Raw genomic sequence first — 22,250 nt, forward strand, 5'->3', positions numbered from 1 at the left:
GTTCACCCGCGAAGAATCCGACTCGGTATATGGCACCGGCTTCGCCGGTGTTCGCGGGTGAACCCGCTCCCACAGGTATCGCGCCCTCTGCGGGCGGAGTGTCAGCCGAACAGGCTGGCCTCGACGTCGAACCCGGCATCGCGCATCTGCGCCAGCTTATAGCGCAGGGTCCGCGGGCTGATGCCCAGGCGCTCGGCCGCCTCTTTGCGCCGACCGCGCTCGGCGCGCAGGGTATCGATGATCATCTGGTACTCATGGCGGCGCATGTCATCGCCCAGCCCGCTGGCCTCGGCAGTGGCTTCGACTGATGGCCCCGTGCCAGCCGACAAGGGAATGGCGCCTGCCAGACAAAAATCCGCCGCCTCGATCACCCCACCCTGCTGCAGGATCAGCGCCCGCTGAAGCGCGTTGTCCAGTTCACGCACGTTGCCCGGCCAGGCATAGGCCTGCAGGCAGGCCCGGGCCTGCGGCGACAGGCGCACCGGGGCGTGTTTCATCTTGACCGCGTGGCGGGCCAGCAGGCGCTCGGCCAGTTGCAGGATGTCGCCCGGGCGCTCACGCAGCGGGCACCAGGCCAGGGGGAACACTGACAGGCGGTAGAACAGGTCTTCACGGAAGCGACCGGCTGCCACTTCCCCGGCCAGGTCACGGTTGGTGGTGGCCAGCACGCGGATGTCCAGGCTGATCGGCTTGCGCCCGCCCACCCGTTCCACTTCGCGCTCCTGTAGCACGCGCAGCAGCTTGGCCTGCAAGGCCATTGGCATTTCCGAGATTTCGTCGAGCAGCAGGGTGCCGCCTTCGGCCTGCTCGAACTTGCCGGCCTGGGCGGCGATGGCACCGGTGAACGCCCCCTTTTCATGGCCGAACAGGGTGGCTTCGAGCATGTTGTCGGGGATGGCCGCGCAGTTGATGGCCACGAAGGGCTGCGCCGCCCTCGGCGACTGCTGGTGAATGTAGCGCGCCAGCACTTCCTTCCCGGTGCCGGACTCACCAGAAATCAGCACGGTCGAGTCACTGCGCGCCACGCGTGCGGCCAACTCCAGCAACTGGCGGCTGGCCGGCTCACAGGCCACCGGCCCCTCGTCAGCGGACACCCGCCCGGCGGCATGCCGCTCGACCAGGCTGAGCAGCGCCTTGGGCTCGAACGGTTTGACCAGATAGTCGGCAGCACCTTGGCGCATTGCTTCGACGGCACGCTCGACAGCGGCGTGCGCCGTCATCAACAGCACCGGCAGCTGAGGTTGCTGGCGGCGCAACTGGCTCAACAACTGATGCCCGTCCATACCGGGCATGTTCACATCGCTGACCACCAGGCTGAAGGCATCATCCACCACCGCCTCCAGCGCCTCTTCGGCACTGCCCACTGCCTGGTAGGCGAAACCGCCGATTTCCAGGGTATCGCCCAGCGCTTGGCGCAATACGCGGTCGTCCTCGACCAGCAGCACCTTGATTGCCATTACACCCCCTCCGCCAATTGCCCGTCGATCAACGGCAGCTCTACCCGCACGCAGGTGCCTCGGCCCACCTTCGAACGCAGGCTGATAGCGCCCTGGTGTGCACGCACCACAGCCTTGACCACCGCCAGGCCGAGGCCGGTGCCAGTGGCCTTGGTGGTGAGAAACGGCTCGCCAAGGCGCGCCAACAACTCGGCGGCGATACCGCTGCCGGCGTCACTGACACACAGATGCAGGGTGCGCTCGCGACGGAACAGGTGCACCTTCAGGCGCGCTGGGCCGTCGCTGGCCTGCAGGGCATTTTCGATCAGGTTGAGCAAGGCGCCGACCAGGGTGTCACGATTGCACAGCAGCTCACCGAGATGGCTGTCACACTGCCAGCGCACGGCGTGCCCCTGCACATGCGCCTGAGCCGCCTGCTGCAGGGCCTGGAAAAGGGCTTTTGGGGTAACACGATCACCCAGCGGCAACTCGCCACGGGCGAACACCAGCATGTCACGCACCTGGTGCTCCAGCTCGTGCAGGCGCTCCTTCAAGGTACCGGCGAAACGCTGGCGGGTTTCCGGGCTCAGTTGTTGCTCGCTGTCAGCGAGGTGGCTGGCGTAGAGCATGGCGGCCGACAGCGGCGTGCGGATCTGGTGCGCCAGCGAGGCGACCATGCGCCCCAGCGACGACAGGCGCTCGTGGCGGGCCAGCTGGTCTTGCAGGCGACGGGTTTCAGTCAGGTCGTTGAGCAGCACCAGCTGGCCGGGTTCGGCATCCAGCGAGCGGGTGGCGATGGACAGCCGGCGGCCGTCGCGCAGCGAGATTTCATGGCCATCGTCCTTGCGTGGCGCAAAGCTGCGGGCGATCACCTGACGCCATAACTCGCCGATCAGCGGTTCGCCGAGCAGTTCGCAGGCAGCCGGGTTGGCTTCACGTACAAGGCCATGGCCATCGATCACGATCACCCCGCCAGGCAGCAGGTCCAGCAGGTTCTGCAGGCGGTTGGCCAGGCGTTCCTTTTCGCTCAGTTCCTCGATGCGCTGGGCACTGACCACGGCCAGCTCGCCCTTGAGCTCACTGACCCGGGCTTCGAGCAGGCTGTAGGACTGGCTGAGTTGGCTGGAGACCTGATTGAACAGGGCGAAGGCCTGCTCGATACCCTGGTGGCTATCCTGCTCGATCGGGGTCTGCCCCTGATGATCGGGGGCTCGGGTTACGTGGGCGGCCTGGGGCATCGTGCTCTCTCGCGTGGCTGACCGTCATAAAAACGGTGTGTTGCCAGCGGTGTAGCAATAGCCGTGCCGGAGATGAGGGTTTTTATTGCCTGTGCGGGCCTCCTCGCGGGTAAACCCGCTCCCACAGGGACTGCGCAAAGCTCAGGGCCTGCGCTGTACCTGTGGGAGCGGGTTTACCCGCGAAGAGGCCCGCACAGGCGACCGCCGTGTATCAGTCCGGCAGCCAGGCCTTGCGCCAGTTGCTCAGGTTGTCGCCTTCGAGCATCCAGCCGCCCAGCACTGCATTGCGCAGTGCATCGCCCGCCTTCGCCGTGGCATCCAGATCAGAAATGTGCATGCGAATGGCATCTACCCAGCCTCGGAAACGGTTCTTTACCAGTGTGACCGGCAAATCGCTGTAGCCCTGGTAGCAACGCAGGTCGCTGGCGATCACCGGGAAACCACAGGCGCCGTACTCCAGCAAACGCAGGTTGCTCTTGCACTCGTTGAACAGGTTCTGCTCGACCGGCGCCAGGGCCAGGTCCAGGTTCATCCTGGCCAGCGTCGCGGGGTATTGCTCAATCGAGACACTCGGGTGGAACTCATGAACATAAGGCCGCAGCTTGTCCGGGCACATGCCGAAGAACACCCACTCCACCTCGTTGGCCAATTCCTTGACCACGTCCGCGATCACTTCCAGGTCGCCCGTATGGCTCGCCCCACCCGCCCAGCCGACGCGCGGTTTGCGCGACTGCCGGCGCAGGGCCTTGAGGCCGCTCCAGTAGCGGGTATCCAGCGTGTTGGGTACCACGCGGATATCGCCATGTACGCCGGCGAAGGCCTCGGCCAGCGGCTGCGTGGAGACGACAAAGCGGTCCACATGGGAAAGACCGCGACGTATGGACCGCAGAATGTCCTTGGGCATGTGCGCCCTGTGCACGCTCTTGAGCGGCAGGTTGGGCAGGTAGTCGTCCAGCTCGAAGACCTTGAAGGCCCGCGAAAACGCATGCATCCGGCGTATATGCTCGATCTGCTCGTCGCCAACCTGGCGCTGCAGGATGATGCTGTCGGGCTGATAACGCTCAAGCTCCGCAGGCGCCAGATAATTCCACGCCACCACCCCCTCGGCCAGCCCCTCGCGGTTGAGCGTATCCAGCGGCTGGATGACCCGGTAGTTACCACACCCACCTCTGTCCGCCGCATGGGCGAGGATGGTCGGCAGCGGTTTCCAGGACGACAACGGTCGCCAGCTCAGACCGGAGGGCGCCAGGCCGAGGCCATTGCTGGAAGACAGCGAGAAGTTCGGGTTATGGAGCGGGTCGCGTGCCAGTACAGGCAGCCAGCGGTCATACAAGGCATCTTCTTCTGCTGCGGTGGCCGGCGTTACAGCATCCTCACTTAGCAGCAACTGAACACGCGGCGTCCACACGTTCAGGTAGCCGCCACGGTGCAGGCGCAGGCACAGATCAACATCCGTCCAGCGCTGCAACTCGGGGGACTCGTCGAAACCGCCCGCCTCCAGGAACAGGCTTTTGTTCACCAGCAGGCACTTGCCGCTCACGGCGACATAGTTCTGGTCCACTTGCAGGCGCTGCAGATAGCCGGACGCGTCCATCGGCTGACCGGCAAAAGCTTCGCCAACAGGGCCATTCAGGCCGAGCACGAAACCGGCATGGCTGATGGTAGCGTCCCCCGCCACCAGTTTGGCCCCCACCACGCCGACTTCCTGGCGCATGCCGTGGTTGAGCATCTGCTGCAACCAATCGTTATCGAGCACCGCAGCGCCTTCGTCCAGCCACAGCAGGAAATCACCACGGGCCTGCCCGGCGGCCTGGTTGCGCATTTGCACAGGCGCCATGCCGGCAGGGAATCGCAGGCAACGAATGGCATCGGTGCCAAGCCGGGCAACGTTGTCGAGCCAGCCGTTTACTGCCGGGCCGGCATCATCACGCGCCAGCAGCAGCACCTCGTAGTTTCGATAGGTGGTCTTCTCCAGAATGGTTTCCATGCAACGCTGCACCCGCTCAGTGCTGTTGCCCTGGAGCAGGATGAGGATACTGACCGGTGCGTCGCCGGGGGCGCCATAGTCGAGATCATAACGCCCTGGCAGACGAGACCCGACGCGCGCCTGGGCAAAACCGCGTGCATGCAGATGGCGCTGAATGACCCCGCGTTCGTCCGGGCAGTCGCGCAGCGACGGGGCATCACAGACCAATAACGGCTCGCTGATATGCCCCAGCCCCTGGAAGCCAGCGGACTCGATCAGGCGCAGGATGTAATCCAGCTCGAATGCCTGGCCCGCCTCCTGGCGGAAGCCGCCCATTTCCAGCCACACCTGCCGGTTGAACAGCCAGTGGCGTGACAGGCTCGCCGGCAAACTGAGCAGCAGATCAAGGTTGAGATCAGGGCGCAGCGCAGCGCCCATTTCCGCTCCATCGGACCGCAACCCTTCATCACCATAAACGGCCCGACAGCCAGGCGCCGCCAACAGGTCAAGCGCGGCAATCAGCAAGCCACTTGCAGTGAACTCACTCCCCGCCTCTACCAGCATGAACCAGTCGAACTCACCCGCCTGAACTGCCTGGTTCAGCTGATCGCTCAGGCTGGCATCGGTCAGACGCATGAAATGCAGCTTGTCCTGCGCCGAAGTCGCGGGCGCCTCGCCCGACGTCAGCGCCACAATTTTCAGCGTGGAATAAAGGCAGTGATCGCTACCCAGGCTTTGCAGAGAAGCTTTCAATGCATCGGCGCGCCCGTCAGCGTCCACCACGATTACCCCGATCACAGGGCCACCCTGATTCGCGTGCAGACGCTGTGCGATCAAGCGGCTCTGCATGGCATCCGGAACGCGTTCGGCCAGCCAGGTTTGCAGCGTCAACGCCTTGGGCTTGTCGCCGAGATGCTCCAGCATTTGCTGGCGCCCGCGCTGTACTTCTGCGCTGCCAAAGTCGCCATGGCGCGCATACAACTCGCGATAAAGCGCTGGGTAATCTTTCAGTGCCTGCTCGGAACGTCGTGCAGGCGCACTGTCATCCAGGCGCATACGGACTTCCACCGTCTCGCTGCGCACATGATGGAAGGCGCTTCGCGCGCTCAGTCGCATGAGGAAATCCCAATCCTCCAAGCCTGCCAGCGACTCGTCGAAGTCCCCCACGGCAAGTGCAAGCGCGCGTGGGCAGGCAAAGGTGTTGATCGGGATGTAGTTGTTTACCAGCAAGCGCTCCCGAGAGTAGGCCTCGTGTGGATAACGTTGTTCACGCGCCACCTCGGTCCGCTTGCCCGCCGCAATCGTTTCCTGAATGAACACTGCATCCGTGTACACCACACTGTCAGGGTGGGTATCCAGCGCTTTGGCCAGTGTTTCAAGGTGGTCAGGCAGGTACAGGTCGTCGTCGTCCAGATACACGACATACCGACCACGGGACAGATGCAAAGCGGTATTACGGGCCGCAGCAGGGCCGCGATTGCGGCCTTGGCGGATGTACGTGATCGGGAAATCGTACTCAGCAAGCAGCGACTCGACCGGGTCGCCATTGTCGTTGACCAGAATGACGTCAAGGTCCTTGAAGGACTGATGAGCAATGCTGTTCAGCGCATCCTTGAGCAATTGCGGGCGGTTGAATGTAGTCAGGATAACAGAGAACAACGTCTGTTCTTGCTGCCGCGCCTGTTCTTCCAGGCGCTGGCAAAGCCAGCGTGCCCGGGCCCCCAGCTCGGAACCCTGCTCGTCAGGATACAGATCCAGACGCCGCTTGAGGTGCCCCGCCACCTCGCGCTCACGCCCGTGAAGGTGGTGCTGCGCATTGCGCTCGAATACCCCCTCGACAATGGCAAGGTGCCCCATCAATGGCTCGCTGGAGGCATAAAACCCGCTCGAATACTGCGCACCATGCCAGCGATAGCTGACACCCGGCATATCGACGTAGGCGAAATCGGGGTAACGCTCCGCCATCTGCACGACCATTTCCCAGTCGCCGGCACCGTAGCTGTTGCCTGGATTCCAGACCCGGCAAAAAACCTCACGCCGGTAGATGACGGCCGAAGGCGTCATGTAGCTGTCGTAGATGAGCAGATCAGCGACTTCATTACGCCCGCCGACATAGTCGCCATTGCGGTAGCCGGGGTGACGAGGCTGGTTCAATGCTTGCCCCGAACCATCGACCCAGCGAATGCCGGTATAGCCAACCGCCACGTTGGGCTGGCTCTCCAGCGTAGGCAACAGCCGCGACAGATGGCCCGGATTGAAATAGTCGTCGGCGGAAAGGAACGTGAAGTAACGCCCCTGCGCGATACGCAGGCCATTTCGCCAGTTGTAACCCGGGCCGTAATTGTATCGGTTGCGTATGTAACGCACTTTCGGGTTGCCCGCGAATGCCGCCATTACCTCGGCGGTATCGTCCGTGGAAGCGTTGTCCAGCACCAGGATCTCGATATTGTCCACACCCTGATCGAGCACCGACTGAACACACTGGGCAAGATAGCGCCCATAGTTGTACGTCGGAATAACGACACTCAGCAGCGGCTCGAACTGCCGTACGGCAGCAGCATCATCAGCGATTGCAGTGGTGACTTTATAGAGCCAGAAGTCCGCCGAACAATGGTAATTCCTGGAATGGTCGCGGTCTTCAGCTTCTCGCGTCAGTGGCCACGCTTGCGCATCGGATCCGGGCGCATCGGGAAGTTTCAAGTAATCGATGTGCACCCTCGAAGTACTGACAGGCTCTCCCTTTGCCGGAATCAGAACCTTGCTGAAGCAGGTTTCGTCCCGTAGCGCCGCAAATTGCTCGGAAGAACGTAGCAGCAGATAACGCCGCGCCTGTGACGGCAACGCGAACAAGGCATTGGCTTGACGAGGGTGGGCAATCAGAAAGACGCCATCGCACTCTGCGGCGGCTTCGGTAGCTCGCTCGAACACCAGCCCATTGCCCAAGCCATAGGCCGCCAGGGGCTGCAGCGGCAATTGTCGTTGCAGTTCTTGCCAGTCCGTATCGGACAGCAGGAAGGCCTGCTCATCGTCCAGGCAAAACCCGGCAACCAGCACTCGCCAAGGTTGCCCGGTACAACGTCCACCTGCGATCAAAGCCCAATTCGTCATGCTGTCACTTCCCCCAAAAAATGTTGCTCGCTTGCGTCAAGCGACATGGCGCCTGTCGGCACGAAGCCTGTATGCCCTGAGTCACGCAGATTCCGTCAGCTCTTTCCACGACACGATGCGTGCCGGCGCCGTGAGATGTTGGCGGACAAGCGCTTCGATGTAATGTTCATGGTCCCGCTCGGAGCTGATGATCACGACATCGTCCTGTCCCACTTGCTCACTCATCCAGGCCAAGGGCTGGATGAGCACGCCCAGCATTTGCGTGCCCTGGCGATTGAGGTTGGAGTCGACACAGGCGACGACCTGTCCACCTTTGTTTCTGGCTTCAAGAATCAGCAATGCGGCGATGAAGGCGCTACCAAAGATGATGATCCTGCGCCCTTCCAGGCCAGCCAGAATGCTCGCGCCCGGGTTTTCAACGGTTTTGCGCGTCCATTTCAGAAGTTGCCGGGTAGCGCTGGCATGCCCGGAAACCGACAACTTGTCCAGCGGGCACACCTGGTCGCCCAGCAACAGAAGCTGGGCGAGCTGGAAGACCGGCAAGCCCGCCAGAAAGGCGTCGGGGGCCCGTTCCAAGTTGCGCTGCAGGCTGTCGGCCGTTTTACCAATCTTCTTCAGAATGTGCTTGTCGATCGCCTGCCCCACCTGGGTGGTAATGGCTTCCTGGATCTCAAAGCGCGCCACGTAGGCATCAAAATGAAGGGCCTCTACCTCCAGACCAGGCACGCCCCTGGCAATCTGCTTCAGGTCTCGATAGAGAGCGACCCCTGGTAGCGACAGGCTTGCCACATGGGAGAACTGCCTGGTGTGCAGCCGACGGCGCAGCAACGGCTGATCGAGGAAGCCGATAGCATGCCGGCGGTTGATGCGCGCCGGCATCAACACGTCCTCGATGCCTGCCGTCTCCAATGTTTTCTTGTGGGCAGCCGCGTCGCCGAGGCACGCGTGTACCGCATAGAAGCTGGGCAGTACGGCCCGCTCCAGCATCACGCCGCTGGGCATAGGCCACAACCGCTCCTTGAGAAAACTGCTGATGTATTCCCCGGGCGCGAAGACTCGCTCCGATTCAGGCAGGGTGCGTTCGCCGACTAGCGCATCCCCATCCTGATCAATATCACTGACGCGAGTCCACACCAGCCGCACTTCTGGATGGCAATCCATGAAACGCATCTGCCGTTCAAGCATGTCTCGCTCCATGACATCATCGTCATGGGTCACGATCACCCGTCGCCCAAGGGCAAGGTGATAAGCCGAACGGCAGTTGAACTCCACGCTGGAAATGTTGCGGGAATTCCTGACGTAGCGGATTCGCGGGTCCTGCAAGCGCAGGATAAACTCCGCAGTCCCGTCACTGCTGCCATTGTCGAGTACCAGCAGCTCGAAATCCTCATAGCTCTGGGCCAGGACGGCAGCGATGGACTGCTCGAGGTAGTGCAGTCGATTGTAGGTCAGCAGTGCAACGGTCAGCGACGGAATGGCTGGGTTCATGGCAACGACCGCACCAGATCAGGGATTTCACGATGCTTCTGCCCGTGGATAAAGACAAAGTTGGTTTCCTGGGTTTCCTCGTCAATGCCAGGGCACGGGCGTAGCCCCTCTTCGCTCAGGGTGTAAGCCTGGTAGCCAAGACCACCGAGCCGCTCCACCACCTCGTTAGGGTGGTAGTCGAACTTCCTGGCCCACTTTCTCAACAGCTCGATCAGAATCACCGGTTTGTGTTGGGCGAGCATCGCCTCGCCACCCTGGATCACCATCAACTCCGCCCCTTCCACATCGCACTTGATGATCTGGGGCGCCAGCTCATGCTGCGCGCAGAAGCTATCCAGCGTCGTGGCCGGGCAGCACACCTTCTGCAGGCTTTCCTGTCGGCCCGGTTGCCCGGCCAGGACCTGGGAAGTGGCGCCGGAGCAGTTGGGCGTGTAGAGAAACTCCAGCGTCGCCTGCTGGTTTGAAAAGGCCAGCCGGTGCGCCTCTATGTTGAACAGGCCGTTGTGGCGGATGTTGCGCTCGAGAATCTCATGGGTATGGGGGATCGGTTCGAAGGCGTGAATCCGCGCCGACGGGCAATGCCGAGCCAGCGCCAGGGCATACCAGCCGCAATTGGCGCCGATGTCCAGAATCACCGCGTTTTCCTGGGTGATGGCTTTGAGGAACTCGGTTTCCTGTGTTTCATAGGCACGGAAGTTCATCAGGGTACAGGGCACCAGATGCTGGTCCTGGGGGTCCAGAAACAACTCGATCTGCTGCGAGCGGGAACGCACGAAGATGCCCTCTGGCAGAATGCGCAAAGACTCCACATCGGTACCGGCGATAAACTCGGGGTACTCGAACAGGCTGGCGTGCCGCGCGTGAATGGCCTCGATGTAATCCTGCTTGGCAGAGCCCCCTGCCTCATAGGCCGTACGGATGTGGTTGAGCGTGTTCATCGGCATTACCGGGCTCCGGTTGCGAGGCTGAGGATTCTGCCGCGCCAGTGATGTTGCTGGGTCAGTGTGTCGCGGATTTCTGCAGCGTAAGTGGTACTGGCAATGAAGACCGTGGCCCCCTGGTGCTGCGCCAGCTCATCGGGGCCGGTAATGGTCACACCGAGCAGGGATTTGCCCTGCAGGTTCCTGTTCCGGTCGATGATGCCGCAGATATTGGCCTTGCCCAGCCGGGTATCGCAGAGCAACCGGCTGGTAAGCGCGCCTGCGCCCCAGATCAGCACCGGCTCAGCACTGGCCTCCAGTTGCTCGGCCAACGCTTCCACCGGGCGCAATACCTGCCGTGAAAGCTCGATATAACTGAGCAGGCTGGCAGCCGCCACAGCATCAACCGTGAAACGCTTCGCTGCCGGGCTGGTCTTGCGGTACATGGCCAGCAGGTAATGGTTGTCGTAGAAATCGTTGTGCTGGGAGATCACCGTCACTTTCTCGAAGCCGTTAGCCGCCAGCAGGTTGTCGAGGCTGGCAGCACTGAAGAAGTTGATGTGTTCCAGTGCAAATTCGAGGAAGGGTTCAGCCGGCGGCGTCTTGCCGAAGGCTTCGGCATCGGGAACAGCGATGAACAGATAGCCGTCATCCGCCAGCAGCGCCGCAATCTTCGCCAGGCTGTTGCGCAGGTCGGCAATATGCTCCAGCACGCCGCAAAGACTGATTAACTGGAAGCGCTCTTCAGTGACGAAAGCATCCACGGTCGCGCTTCTGATCTCTACTCCGTAGATTTCGTGCGCCAGCTTGGCTGCAGCTGGGCTGGGCTCCATGCCTAGTAAGCGCTGGAAGCCTGCCTGTTTGAAATGTGCAAGGAAATGACCCATGCCCGAACCGATATCGAGAATGCGAGCGTCGCTTGCCAAGTCTGCATGTTGCTGGACGAAGTGGAAGAAATCGCCATGAATACGTGCCAACCCGGGCGGCAGGTCGGTATGCAGGTGATGCTCGACGTTCTGATAGAACTGATCGAGCGCCGACTGATCCGGAATGTCGCTGGCGTAGGCAAAACCGCAGTTGCGACAGGCCACCACATCGTAATGGACTGCCTGGGGAAGCCCCGGGAACAGAAAATGCTGACGGTGCAGTTGCTCTAGATGGCTTGCGCCACAAATTTCACACGCTCTCATATCGCCTACCCTGAACTTTACGAACGGCCTTGCCAAAACAGAAGACGCAACAATAACTGGCCAAAAGAGCGGTCTTAGCCCGCCTGTGTATTGAGGCGAGAACGATACCAACTTTGAGAAATATCACGGATCTGGGCAAGCCTCACAAAGGCCTCGTCCGGAATCCCGGCGCAAATGGCAAGTTGCTGTTCCAGGTTAAACATTTCTTCGGGTGAGTAACGGGGGACTCGCTCCTCGCCGGCCACCTGCACGTCAGGCGCGGGCTCCCAGCAGTCAATAATCGAACCCGCTGCATCGATATTGCCGTCCAGCCCAAGCGCGCGTAGCGTCTGAACGAATCGCGCATACGCGTCCTGATACTGCGAAAGCGTTGTGGTGTAGTCACAGCGTGACAAGAAGAAGTTGATATCCATTGACGCGGGCAGTTCATGTTCCGCCACAAACGGCAGTGAAAAGAACTCGCACATTTCCCGCACCCTTGAATCGTGCGCAATGAAAACGGCAGGTTTTCCGGCATGGATCGCCGGCGTCAAACCGTGCATTCTGGCCCCGAACACAAAATCCATCGACCCGAGGAATTCCTTCCACAGGCTGTAGTTTGTAAAGTAGCGAACGCGCTTTTGTTTCAACAAGGCAAGCACAGGCGCCAAGTCTTTATAGAACCGCCGCGCCGCATGGATATCGGCCCCGCTGACCTTCCCGGGGTAATAGAGTGCCTGCGTAAGCAGGCCAAAGACCTGCTCGACATAGTAATAATTCTGCTCACTCGCCAGGCGAAGAAAGTCGTCGATCCGGCTATGCCGATTGCCCTGATAATTCGAGTAGCACACCGCAACCTTTTCAGGGTTGCTCGGCACCTCCAGCAAGGACGTGCGCAGCGCAGGGCCATTCAAGTAGAGGGATGGGCAGCCTAAGGGAACGGCATTCTTGATCCCGAGGCTATTCAGCACATCCGCTGAATAATAACCGCGCGTCCCCACCACCGGCGACCTATCAGCGATCACATTCAGATAGCGGACCACCGCAGGCGAAAGCTGCTTGTGGAACCCAGGCTGATAATCGTACCCCCTGGCTTGAATGGATTCGCCAAGGCTGAAAAAAGGAATCTTCAGTTTTTCGATAAAGTCCGTAACGTAGGCGTAAGGATAACCATCCTGGTCATACGGAGGCGGCGCGATCCTGCAAGGGATGAAAAATATCACCTTGGAGAATCGTTCATTGACCTCTTCTGCGGTCATCCGAAAGTTCCAGGCCTCAAAATTGCGCCCCGAAGTCAACAGCGCGCCGGCATGGGCGTAAACAATATCCCCAATGTTGATAAATTGGGAATGATACTGGTAATTGGCCCCTGTCTTTTTAATCCCCTCAGGCGGGGGAAGGTAACCAATCAGAGTCGGACGCGAATCGGGAGCGTTCATGTGTTGGCCTGCAAGAGTCTGGTTAAACCCACATCCAGAGATGTGAGTGGCGCCCACCCCAATGCGCGGATCTTGTCGATATTGAAATGCCCGGCGCTTCTCACGGCGGGCGCCGGACCACTGCGCGCCTTCGGCCTCACCATGAGCTGCCCTGCCTTACCGGCTGAAGCAATCATCTTCTCGGCCAATTCCAGGATGCTGGTTTCCTGCGTTTCACCAACGTTATAGGCATGGCCTGCTTCACCCCGAAACAGGATGTGGAACAGCCCAAGCACGGTGTCCGAGACATAGCAGAACGGACGCGAGGCGCTTCCATCGGAATCCAGCTGGATATCCCGATTGTGAAGTACATCGGCAAGCAGATCGGAAATCGCCCGGCCATCATCCAGACGCATACCCGGCCCATAGCAATGGGAAATTCGCGCAATCCTGGCATCCACGCCGTACTGGGTCTGGTAGGCCCGGCACAGGGTTTCGGCCAGGCGCTTGCTCTCGCCATAGCAGGCCCGTGGAGCCAACGGGTCTTCACGGCCAAAATCACCTTCCGCGATCGCATCGGTTTGCCAGGGATTGTCGCCGTATACCGCACCGCTGCTGAGGAACAGGAAACGTGCCTGCTGTTCCAGGGCCAGCTCAAGCAGTGCCCCGGTGCCATCGGTATTGGCGCGAATCGTATCGACCGGCCGCTGCAGATAGTCCTTGGGGCTGGCAGGGCTGGCGGCATGGATGATGAAGTCCAGCGGCGCAGCAAGGCCGCAGGGCTGGGTGACATCCTGGATCAGGGGCGTCACTTCACCAGGCATATCCAGCCAAGGCATGCGTTGACGCAGTTTTTCCAGGTCACGAGCCAGGGCATACACATGCAGGTTCGCCTGGGGCTGAAGGCGATTGAGCCAGGCCAGGGCCTCGACTACGTGCCCACCGATAAAACCCGAGGCCCCAGTGACCAGGATGTGACGACCGTACAGGGCCTCCCAAGGCAACGAGGCGGCGAGAATACCGCTCAAATCCCCGGCGAGAATGGAATCAGGCGTCTTCATAGATGCTATCCAGACCGATGATACGCTGCGCTGCAATCCCGAGGTTGAGCAGGTGCTGACGGATTTCTGCGGCGAAGCGGATGGAGCAGATGACGATGGGTAACTCCGCATGCACTTGCGGGTCGTAGGCACACACCACGTGTTTACCCAGGCGTTGCCCCCATTTTGCTTCGGATGAGTCCAGCAAGGCGTGGATATCCAGCGACTCGGCTAACGGTGCCAGGTAATTGAGGTAGTCGCCGCCAATTCCGTACACCAGGAACGGGCCGCCGGTTCTTTCACGAAAACGCTGCAGCAGAAGCTGCTCGCGGCGCTCTGCCCCAAGTTGCAGGCGGGCGACGATGCGGATCGAGTCCGGGTAGACCGGTGATTCGTAATGCCCCACGGACACCCCATCACAACTAAAGCCGCAACGTGCAAGCAGCAGGGTCAGCGACGCCGGGGTGAACTGGTGCAGGTGCTCGAGATTGCGATCACTGGCCAGCAGCGGATGCCCCGCCTGGTTCGGCACCTCGATCAGCACACGCCCGTCTGCACCAAGAAGACTCGACCAGGCCGCAAGCTCCTGCTCGGGTCGGGCGATGTGCTCCAGCACATGAAAGGACACGATCAACTGGTACGGCGTTGCCTCGATCTGGCTGGTCGGCGTCTGGAATACGCGGTCAAGCTTCTGCTGGGCCAGCACTCCGTCTCGCGACAACTCCACACCCTCATAGGTGACGGCAAAGCGCGCCTTGATCTCACGCCCGAGTTCACCTTCCGCACAGCCGACTTCGAGCACACGCTCCCTGCCCGTCTGCAGCATGTCAGTAACCGCAGCGACGCGCTCACGCATCTTGCGCTTGAACCAAGGTGTGTTCAGATCGTTACGTGCAACCAGCGTCTCATAGTAGCCCGCCTGGTCCATCGGCAGCCGCCAACGATGCCCACACAGCTGGCAGGGTGTGTACTCCGGGCTGGGCAACAGCATCTCCATGGATCCGCAGCAGGGGCATGCACTGGCTGTCGTGGTTGTCATCATGCGCGCACCAGGCGTTCCAGCAATTGTTGCGGCGAAGGCAATGGCTGCTCATGACTGGCAAATTGACCATAACCCCAAGCGACGGGCCAGAACTCGACACCATTGGCAGCCGCTGCACGACCGTCTGCGACGGTATCGCCAATGTAGAGAGCCGATTGCGCTGCAATGCCGCCATCCTCCAGCAAGGCAGCGATCATGCCGGCCTTGTCCGAATAGCGATCAGGGTAGGAGTCACTGGCATACACTTCGCTGAACAGCCCTTGCCAACCTAATGCCGCAATGATGCGCTGGGTTGGCAGCAACCGCTTATTGGTCGCGATGGACAGATTGAAGCCCTGCTGGTGCAGCTGTTCCAAGGCCACCTGGCACCCGGCATAGGCGGCCGTTTCCAGGCAGGCTTCGGCGTCGTAGATGTCCTTGAACGAAGCGCTCAGGGCATCCAGCAATGCTGCGTCGCTACTACCGCTGAGTGTCGCCAGCGTCTGGCGCAAGGGTGGCCCGATCAGGCTGGCGTCTATGGGGCACATGGCCTGCAGGCCGTGTGCTTTCAGCACACGGGCAAAGCAGGCCAGAATGGCCGGCGCGGAGTCAACCAAGGTGCCGTCGAAGTCGAACAGGACGTGGCGCTTCATCACTTGACCTGCTGCCGAACCTGACGCGATACCGGGGCGATGTTGCCAGCCATTTCTTCCTCCAGTACCGCCAGCGGCAGCAAGGGCGACATATCCTCCAGCGGCATGGAGGTCATCGAACCATCGGCCTGCGGAATCGCGGCGACTTTCGGGCTCAATGCCTCATCCTTCATCAACAGGACTTCCAGAATCATCGGCCGCGGCATTTGCATCGCCTCGGCCAGGCCCTGATCCAATTCGGCGGCATCGCTGATACGCTTGAACGGCAAATGGTAGGCACGCGCCAGTTCTTCAAGGTCCGGCATCCACAAGCCTGCTTCAGGGCCTGTGCCGACATAGCGGCTTTCGAAGTAGTTGCGCTGGGTGTTGCGGATCGAGGCATAACCGCCGTTGTTCATCACCACCAGGCAGATCGGCAGGTTGAAACCGCGTAGCGTGGCCAGCTCCTGAATATTAAGTTGCAGGCTGCCATCACTCTCCACCGCCACCATCGGCTTGCAGCCGTTGGCGAAGCAAGCGCCAATCGCAGCTGGCAGGCCGTAACCCATCGCACCCAGACCCGAGGTCAGGAATACACGCTGGCCTGGACGATTGCGGAATACGGTGTAGAACACTTCGACCGCCAGCCCGGAGCTGCCGGTGCTGACCAGGGTATTTTCCGGCACTGCATTGGAAAGCGAGTCAGCAAACTGGAAGTGGCTGATCGGCCCGCTGGCGGCGAAGGGCTTGCCGTCGTTGACGCCATAGCGTGACTTCCAGTCGCGGCAACGTTCCAACCATTGTGGCCGGCTGAACGAAACACCTTTCAGAGAAGCAGCCAGTGTGTCGACGAAGCTGGCGGCGTCGCAGGTAACGGCGACATCGATATCCATGTCGAGCTTGGCGATCTCGTTGGCATCCACATCAACGACGATCTTGCGTGCATTGCGCGCAAAGTCTCGTGGTGCATAGGCGGTGATGATGTTGTCCAGACGACAGCCGAGGGTGATCAGCAGGTCGGCATTCTGTACCGCGAAGTTCGGTGCACGCAGCGCTACCACACCTGGCCGCCCCACATACAATGGGTGCTCATGCGGCAGCAGGTCCATTGCATTCCAGGTCGTCACCAGCGGCACGCCCATGGACTCGATCAGATCACGAAAGGCTGCGGCCGCGCCGCTCAAGCGAACACCATGGCCGGCGAGGATCAGCGGTCTCTCGGCACCCTCAAGCAAGCTGCGGATCTGCGCCAGCGTTTGCGCCTCCAGCGCTGCAACGGGTGCAGCGGCCTCGTCCCACCCCACCAGGTTGTCGGGGTCGATCGGCGCGCCCTGCACGTCCAGCGGTACGTCGATCCACACCGGGCCGGCACGGCCATCTCGTGCCACAAAGACCGCGCGCTCCAGCTCCCGGCGAATGTCTTCTGGCTGCTGGATGGTTACCGCGTACTTGGTGATCGGCTCGACCACACTGACGATGTCCACTTCCTGCACGCCTTTCTGCCGCAGGGGCGCGCCACGCAGCAGGTCGGCACGCTTGACCTGGCCGGAGATGACCAGCAACGGCACCGACTCGATCCACGCGCCCGCAACGGCAGTCACGGCGTTGGTCGCACCCGGGCCGGTGGTGACCATGGCCACACCGATATTCTCATTGATACGGCAATAGGCTTCGGCAGCAATCGCGGCGGCCTGCTCATGGTGGCAGGCCACTACATCCAGGTTGGGGTGCTTGCCGACCGCGTCGTTGAGGTGCATGGCACCTCCGCCCGGCAACAGGAAGACGTGCTCCACCCCCAGATCGGCGATGAAGTCAGCAATGTAGTCAGCAACACGATAGGGGGTAGGCACGTCAGTCCATCCAATAGCTCAAGAGGGTTTTACGGTCGCGATTGGCATTGATCGCTTCGTCGGTATAGAACGAATCATTGCTGAAATGCGTGGAAGACAGCTCTTCGATGATTGCCCCTTCCTGACTGTGGAAGGCATGGCGAACACCTGGCTCGACAGTGACCACATCGCCCGGGCGGCAGGCACGACTTACACCGTCCAGCTGCAGCGTCAGCTCGCCATGCAGGACGTGGAAGGTCTCTTCCTTGCGCTGGTGATATTGCTCCGGGTGCTGCTGACCCGGCAGGAGCATCAGCAGCTTCTTGCAGTAACCCCTGTTGACCACTGTGAGCATGGTCAAACCGACCTCGTCGAAATGCTCCAGGCCATAGTGGTGGGATATTTCCAGGTCCACCCGGCCCGGTACCACCACGTGGCTGCTGCTCAGCTGCGCCCGAACGCGCTGGACAATCTCCCAGACCTTGTCACGCACATCGCGCCGCGTGCTGTTCTGCGTGCTCAGCGCTGCATGCTCGGGAATATCCGCCTGGGCTGTGAAGGTGGCGTATTTCGACCAGTCATTGGCAGTGATCTGCCCATCCTGCGGCGGGAAAGCAAAATACACATCGTCTGCCTGTACCACCTCGCCCGCGGCAATGGCCCTGCGCGCAAATACGCCACGACGCAGGGAGCGCAGGCTGGCGACTTCACTCTCGTTTACCGGCAAACGCTGCTCGCCTTCACCGCAGAGCAGCAAGGCATATTGCGCGGCTTCCAGCCAGCGTCGAACCTGCTCCGGGCTTGCCGAATAGGCGTTGAGCGGGAACTGCTCGGTGGGCAAGCCGACGTGCTTTTCGAAAATGCGCGCGCCCTTGGCGAGTGCAATCTTGACGATATCGGTATTGTCCGGATTTTCATGCGTTGAAAAGCCCACGCGCACACCCGGATAACGCCGGCGCAGAAAATCCACCTGCGACAGATGCATGTTGGCATCGGCGGTCGGGTACTCGCCTACACAATGCAGGATGGCGAAGTTCTTTTCCCGATGGGCAAGGAAACTGACCAGGCGATCGAGCTCTTCCAGGGTCGATCCGGCAGTGGAAACGATCAGCGGATGCTGAGTCTGTACCACGCGTTCCAGCAATGGCCAGTCGCTCATGGAGCAACTGGCGATCTTGATCGCATCCAGCTGCTGCTCTTCGATCACCTCCACCGATGCCTCATCGAACGGCGTGGACAGGCAGAGGAAACCGTTGGCACGGATTTCCGCCACCAGGCTATCGAACTGCTCACGAGACAGGCGCGTCTCGCTGAAGCGCTTGATGTACTTCACATCGTCACGGCCACGCATCGCCGGGTGAATGAAGGTGTCCAGATCACGGTATTGCAGCTTGAAAGCGAAGCGGAACGGAAATGCCTTGCACACCTCGGCAAAGGCGCGGATCAGCGCCACGCCATGCGCCACATCGCCCATGTGGTTGTTCGCCATTTCCAGGATGAACAGCGGTTTGTCGAACAAGGTACCCGCGCTGGCGGTAGGGGTGCTCATCATTGGGATCCTCGGTTGAGCCAGGCTTCGATGTGACTGGCCGCATGTTCCAGGTGGGCGTCGCTCAAGCCCGGCCACAGGCCGATCCAGAACGTGTCGTTCATGATCTTGTCGGTTACCGGCAACTCGCCGGAAACCCGGTAGTTCAGCCCCTGCATGTAGGGCTGGCGGGTCAGGTTGCCGGCAAACAGCAAGCGCGTGCCCACGCCCTGTTCATCCAGGTAGCGCACCAGCTCGACGCGATTGATGCCGCAGCCATCGCGCAGGGTGATCGGATACCCGAACCAGGACGGGTCGCTGTCGCGGGTGGCCTGCGGCAGGATCAGTTGGTCCGCACAACCGGCCAGCCGGTCGCTCAGCCAGGCGAAGTTGCGCTTACGGGCGGCAACGAAATCATCAACCCGGTCCATCTGCGCCAGGGCGCAGGCGGCCTGCATGTCGGTGATCTTCAGGTTGTAGCCCAGGTGCGAGTAGGTGTACTTGTGGTCGTAGCCTTGCGGCAGGTCACCCATTTGCCAGCAGAAGCGCTTGCTGCAGGTGTTGTCCTCGCCCGGCGCGCAGTAGCAATCGCGGCCCCAGTCGCGGTACGACTCGATGATGCGCTTGAGCAACGGCGAGTCGGTAAACACCGCACCGCCCTCGCCCATGGTGATGTGGTGCGCCGGGTAGAAGCTGAGGGTGCCGATATCGCCAAAGCCGCCAACCATACGGCCCTGGTAAGTGGAACCCAGGGCATCGCAGCAGTCTTCGATCAGCCACAGGCCGTACTTGTCGCACAGGGCGCGCACAACGCCCAGGTCGAAGGGGTTGCCCAGGGTGTGGGCCAACATGATGGCCTTGGTCTTCGGGCCGATGGCCGCTTCGATCAGCGCCGGGTCGATGTTGTAGGTGCCCATCTCGACATCGACGAACACCGGTACAGCGCCGAACTGCAGGATCGGGTTGACGGTGGTGGGGAAGCCGGCAGCAACGCCGATCACCTCGTCACCCGGCTTGATCGCCCGGTCGCCGAGGCGTGGCGAGGTCAGTGCGGAAAACGCCAGCAGGTTGGCCGACGAGCCGGAGTTGGTGGTGAGTACACAACGACGCCCCAGGTACTTGGCCAGGCGCTTCTCGAACGCCTCGTTGAAGCGGCCGGTGGTCAACCAGCCATCCAGCACGGCCTCGGTCATGGACTGCAACTCGCCGGCGCCGATCACCTTGCCGGAGGGCGGCACGCTGCTCTGCCCTGCGACAAAAGGTTTGGGTGCCATCTGCAGCTCGGCATAGCGCCCGACCAGTTCGGCAATCTGTTGGCGCAACTGCTGCGCCGTACTGTCACTCATGGGTTCCGCCTTGGTGAGCCGCGATCTGCTCGCGGGTAACGATGTTCATGTCACGCCCTGCGCGCCAGGCCAGGTGCCAGTCCAGGGTATGTTTCAGGGTTTCATCCAGCGACCAGCGCGGTGCCCAGCCAAGCACTTGCCGCGCCTTGCTGGAATCCAGTGCCAGCAAACCGGCTTCATGCGGCTGGGCATCGCCGGCGACCGACCAGCGCGCCTCGCCCGGCCAGCGCAGGGCAAGACGACGGACGATTTCGCCGACGGTAGCCAGGCCTGCGCTGTCCGGGCCGAAGTTCCAGGCAGTTGCGTATCGCTCAGCGTCTGTGAGCAAGCCCTGCGCCAGCTGCAGGTAGCCCATCAGCGGGTCGAGCACGTGCTGCCAGGGGCGGGTCGCATGGGGATAGCGCAAGACCACTTCTTCACCGTCTTGCCAGGCGCGGAAGATATCCGGCAGCAAGCGCTCGGCAGACCAGTCCCCGCCACCCAGAACATTGCCAGCACGTGCCGTGGCCAAGGCCACGCCGGCGGAACGCAGGAAAGAGTCGCGGTAGCTTGCGCACAGCAGTTCGACGCAGGCCTTGCTGCTGCTATAGGGGTCGAAGCCGCCCAGGGCATCCTGCTCGCGGTAGGGCCAGGGCCACTCGCGGTTGTCGTAGCACTTGTCAGTGGTCACCACCAGCACCGCACGTACCGAGGGCGTGGCACGCACGGCCTCCAGCAGGTTCAGCGTACCCATGACGTTGGTAGCGTAGGTGTCAGCCGGCGCCCGGTACGACTCGCGCACCAGCGGCTGAGCCGCCAGGTGCAGCACCAGTTCGGGTTGGAAATCCTGCAGGCCACGGACCAGGGCCGAGGCATCACGGATATCGGCGAAATCACCTGGAATCTGCTGTTGCAGTTGCGCGACCTGCCACAGCGATGGTGTGGTGGCGGCAGGCAAGGCGAAACCGCGCAGCTCGGCGCCAAGCTGGCGCAGCCACACGGCCAGCCAGCCGCCCTTGAAACCGGTATGCCCGGTCAGCAGGACGCGGCGCCCTGCCCAGAATGCCGGGCTCAACGCCATAGCTGCCATGCTGCGTCGCCGTTCTTCCAGTGTGTTTCAAGCAGCGTGCGATCACGCAGGGTATCCATCGGCTGCCAGAAGCCACGGTGCAGGTGGCTCATCAACTGGCCGTCTTCGGCCAGGCGGCGCATGGGCTCGTCTTCCCAGGTAGTGGCATCACCCTGGATGTATTCGAGCGCGGCAGGTTCGAGCACGAAGAAGCCACCATTGATCCAGCCACCGTCGCCTGCCGGCTTTTCCTGAAAGCCGCGCACCTGCTCGCCGTGCACATCCAGGGCGCCGTAACGGCCCGGCGGTTGTACGGCGGTAACCGTGGCCATCTTGCCGTGCTGACGGTGGAATTCGATCAGGCGCGGAATATCGACGTCGGACACACCGTCGCCGTAAGTGAGGCAGAAGGTTTCATCGCCCACGTAATCGCGAACACGCTTCAGGCGGCCACCGGTGGCGGTGTTTTCACCGGTATCCACCAGCGTCACCCGCCATGGCTCGGCGTGGCGGTTATGGATATCCATGCGGTTTTCTGCCATGTCGAAGGTCACGTCCGACATGTGCAAGAAGTAGTTGGCGAAGTACTCCTTGATCACATAGCCCTTGTAGCCCAGGCAAATGACGAAGTCGTTGATACCGTAGTGCGAGTAGATCTTCATGATGTGCCAGATGATCGGCTTGCCGCCTATCTCGATCATCGGCTTGGGGCGCAGGTGAGATTCTTCGCTGATGCGTGTGCCCAGCCCACCGGCCAGAATGACTGCTTTCATTGTACTGTTGGTCCGCATTGGTCGGAGGGGCGGCGACAAAAAACTGGCCCTTGGCCCTTTATGCTAGGCAAAGCAAAACGCATGCCTGCTTTAGGATCGCACTGGCTGCGAAATCGGTTTTGTTACTGGGGGGTTTCCGAGAAGGCTCAACCGATGCCGGGGCCGGCCCTGACCGACTAACGAGCGGGGAAGAAGAAAGAATAGTGGGAAAATTGTGCCGGCCTCTTCGCGGGTAAACCCGCTCCCACAGCTGTCGCGCAATACTTAAAACTTGCGCCATTGCTGCGGGA

The 22,250-nt window shown here is 61.4% G+C and carries 15 protein-coding genes; all 15 read right to left on the minus strand.

The window, feature by feature from the left end; all coding sequences use genetic code 11:
* Positions 1-101: 101 nt before the first annotated feature.
* The 15 genes from WF331_RS00755 to rfbF all read right to left on the minus strand — a co-directional run bounded on the left by WF331_RS00755 (position 102) and on the right by rfbF (position 21,960).
* The gene (locus WF331_RS00755; RefSeq protein WP_241799795.1) at positions 102-1,457 is read right to left on the minus strand and encodes a sigma-54-dependent transcriptional regulator; all 1,356 of its coding nucleotides are present in this window, start codon (positions 1,455-1,457) and stop codon (positions 102-104) included.
* Entirely contained in the window at positions 1,457-2,674 is a 1,218-nt protein-coding gene (locus WF331_RS00760; protein WP_114941995.1) for a sensor histidine kinase, read from the minus strand. Before WF331_RS00760 ends, WF331_RS00755 begins: the two co-directional genes overlap by 1 nt.
* 211 nt (positions 2,675-2,885) lie before the next feature.
* Positions 2,886-7,748: a glycosyltransferase gene (locus tag WF331_RS00765; RefSeq protein ID WP_340622573.1), complete on the minus strand. Its 4,863-nt coding sequence runs from the start codon at positions 7,746-7,748 to the stop codon at positions 2,886-2,888.
* Positions 7,749-7,829: 81 nt separating this feature from the next.
* Positions 7,830-9,236, minus strand: a complete 1,407-nt coding sequence (locus WF331_RS00770; RefSeq protein WP_340622574.1) for a glycosyltransferase family 2 protein — start codon at positions 9,234-9,236, stop codon at positions 7,830-7,832.
* Positions 9,233-10,174 carry an FkbM family methyltransferase gene (locus tag WF331_RS00775; RefSeq protein ID WP_340622575.1) on the minus strand — a complete coding sequence of 314 codons (942 nt, stop codon included), beginning with the start codon at positions 10,172-10,174 and terminating at the stop codon, positions 9,233-9,235. The genes WF331_RS00770 and WF331_RS00775 overlap by 4 nt, the downstream gene beginning before the upstream one ends.
* Positions 10,175-10,179: 5 nt before the next feature.
* A complete protein-coding gene (locus WF331_RS00780; RefSeq protein ID WP_340622576.1) occupies positions 10,180-11,457 on the minus strand; it encodes a class I SAM-dependent methyltransferase in 1,278 nt (425 codons plus the stop codon).
* Positions 11,421-12,764, minus strand: coding sequence for a polysaccharide pyruvyl transferase family protein (locus tag WF331_RS00785; protein ID WP_284359684.1), 1,344 nt, complete (start codon positions 12,762-12,764; stop codon positions 11,421-11,423). The genes WF331_RS00780 and WF331_RS00785 overlap by 37 nt, the downstream gene beginning before the upstream one ends.
* On the minus strand, positions 12,761-13,840 hold the full coding sequence (locus tag WF331_RS00790) for an NAD-dependent epimerase/dehydratase family protein (protein ID WP_340622577.1): 1,080 nt from the start codon (positions 13,838-13,840) through the stop codon (positions 12,761-12,763). Before WF331_RS00790 ends, WF331_RS00785 begins: the two co-directional genes overlap by 4 nt.
* Positions 13,791-14,774: a class I SAM-dependent methyltransferase gene (locus WF331_RS00795; RefSeq protein WP_229610047.1), complete on the minus strand. Its 984-nt coding sequence runs from the start codon at positions 14,772-14,774 to the stop codon at positions 13,791-13,793. The genes WF331_RS00790 and WF331_RS00795 overlap by 50 nt, the downstream gene beginning before the upstream one ends.
* 47 nt (positions 14,775-14,821) lie before the next feature.
* Positions 14,822-15,457 carry an HAD family hydrolase gene (locus WF331_RS00800; protein WP_016498539.1) on the minus strand — a complete coding sequence of 212 codons (636 nt, stop codon included), beginning with the start codon at positions 15,455-15,457 and terminating at the stop codon, positions 14,822-14,824.
* Positions 15,457-17,286: a thiamine pyrophosphate-binding protein gene (locus tag WF331_RS00805; RefSeq protein ID WP_016498538.1), complete on the minus strand. Its 1,830-nt coding sequence runs from the start codon at positions 17,284-17,286 to the stop codon at positions 15,457-15,459. Before WF331_RS00805 ends, WF331_RS00800 begins: the two co-directional genes overlap by 1 nt.
* 1 nt (position 17,287) lies before the next feature.
* A complete protein-coding gene (locus WF331_RS00810; RefSeq protein ID WP_016498537.1) occupies positions 17,288-18,814 on the minus strand; it encodes an N-acetylneuraminate synthase family protein in 1,527 nt (508 codons plus the stop codon).
* Positions 18,814-20,139 (minus strand): lipopolysaccharide biosynthesis protein RfbH, encoded by a 1,326-nt coding sequence (rfbH, locus tag WF331_RS00815; protein WP_016498536.1) that lies wholly within the window; start codon positions 20,137-20,139, stop codon positions 18,814-18,816. Before rfbH ends, WF331_RS00810 begins: the two co-directional genes overlap by 1 nt.
* A complete protein-coding gene (rfbG, locus tag WF331_RS00820) occupies positions 20,132-21,199 on the minus strand; it encodes a CDP-glucose 4,6-dehydratase (RefSeq protein WP_340622609.1) in 1,068 nt (355 codons plus the stop codon). The genes rfbH and rfbG overlap by 8 nt, the downstream gene beginning before the upstream one ends.
* Complete coding sequence (gene rfbF, locus WF331_RS00825; RefSeq protein ID WP_016498534.1) at positions 21,190-21,960, minus strand: glucose-1-phosphate cytidylyltransferase; 771 nt, start codon at positions 21,958-21,960, stop codon at positions 21,190-21,192. Before rfbF ends, rfbG begins: the two co-directional genes overlap by 10 nt.
* Between the last annotated feature and the right edge of the window lie 290 nt (positions 21,961-22,250).

The organism is Pseudomonas sp. YNh (assembly GCF_037993085.1).
GTDB lineage: Bacteria > Pseudomonadota > Gammaproteobacteria > Pseudomonadales > Pseudomonadaceae > Aquipseudomonas > Aquipseudomonas putida.

Bases quoted from the DNA above. Each gene is read 5' to 3' on its own strand.
- WF331_RS00755 (WP_241799795.1), bottom strand. From the start codon at position 1,457: ATGGCAATCAAGGTGCTGCTGGTCGAGGACGACCGCGTATTGCGCCAA.
- rfbG (WP_340622609.1), bottom strand. From the start codon at position 21,199: ATGGCGTTGAGCCCGGCATTCTGGGCAGGGCGCCGCGTCCTGCTGACC.
- WF331_RS00795 (WP_229610047.1), bottom strand. From the start codon at position 14,774: ATGCTGTTGCCCAGCCCGGAGTACACACCCTGCCAGCTGTGTGGGCAT.
- WF331_RS00810 (WP_016498537.1), bottom strand. From the start codon at position 18,814: ATGAGCACCCCTACCGCCAGCGCGGGTACCTTGTTCGACAAACCGCTG.
- rfbF (WP_016498534.1), bottom strand. From the start codon at position 21,960: ATGAAAGCAGTCATTCTGGCCGGTGGGCTGGGCACACGCATCAGCGAA.
- WF331_RS00800 (WP_016498539.1), bottom strand. From the start codon at position 15,457: ATGAAGCGCCACGTCCTGTTCGACTTCGACGGCACCTTGGTTGACTCC.
- WF331_RS00770 (WP_340622574.1), bottom strand. From the start codon at position 9,236: ATGAACCCAGCCATTCCGTCGCTGACCGTTGCACTGCTGACCTACAAT.
- WF331_RS00785 (WP_284359684.1), bottom strand. From the start codon at position 12,764: ATGAACGCTCCCGATTCGCGTCCGACTCTGATTGGTTACCTTCCCCCG.
- WF331_RS00775 (WP_340622575.1), bottom strand. From the start codon at position 10,174: ATGAACACGCTCAACCACATCCGTACGGCCTATGAGGCAGGGGGCTCT.
- rfbH (WP_016498536.1), bottom strand. From the start codon at position 20,139: ATGAGTGACAGTACGGCGCAGCAGTTGCGCCAACAGATTGCCGAACTG.
- WF331_RS00760 (WP_114941995.1), bottom strand. From the start codon at position 2,674: ATGCCCCAGGCCGCCCACGTAACCCGAGCCCCCGATCATCAGGGGCAG.
- WF331_RS00765 (WP_340622573.1), bottom strand. From the start codon at position 7,748: ATGACGAATTGGGCTTTGATCGCAGGTGGACGTTGTACCGGGCAACCT.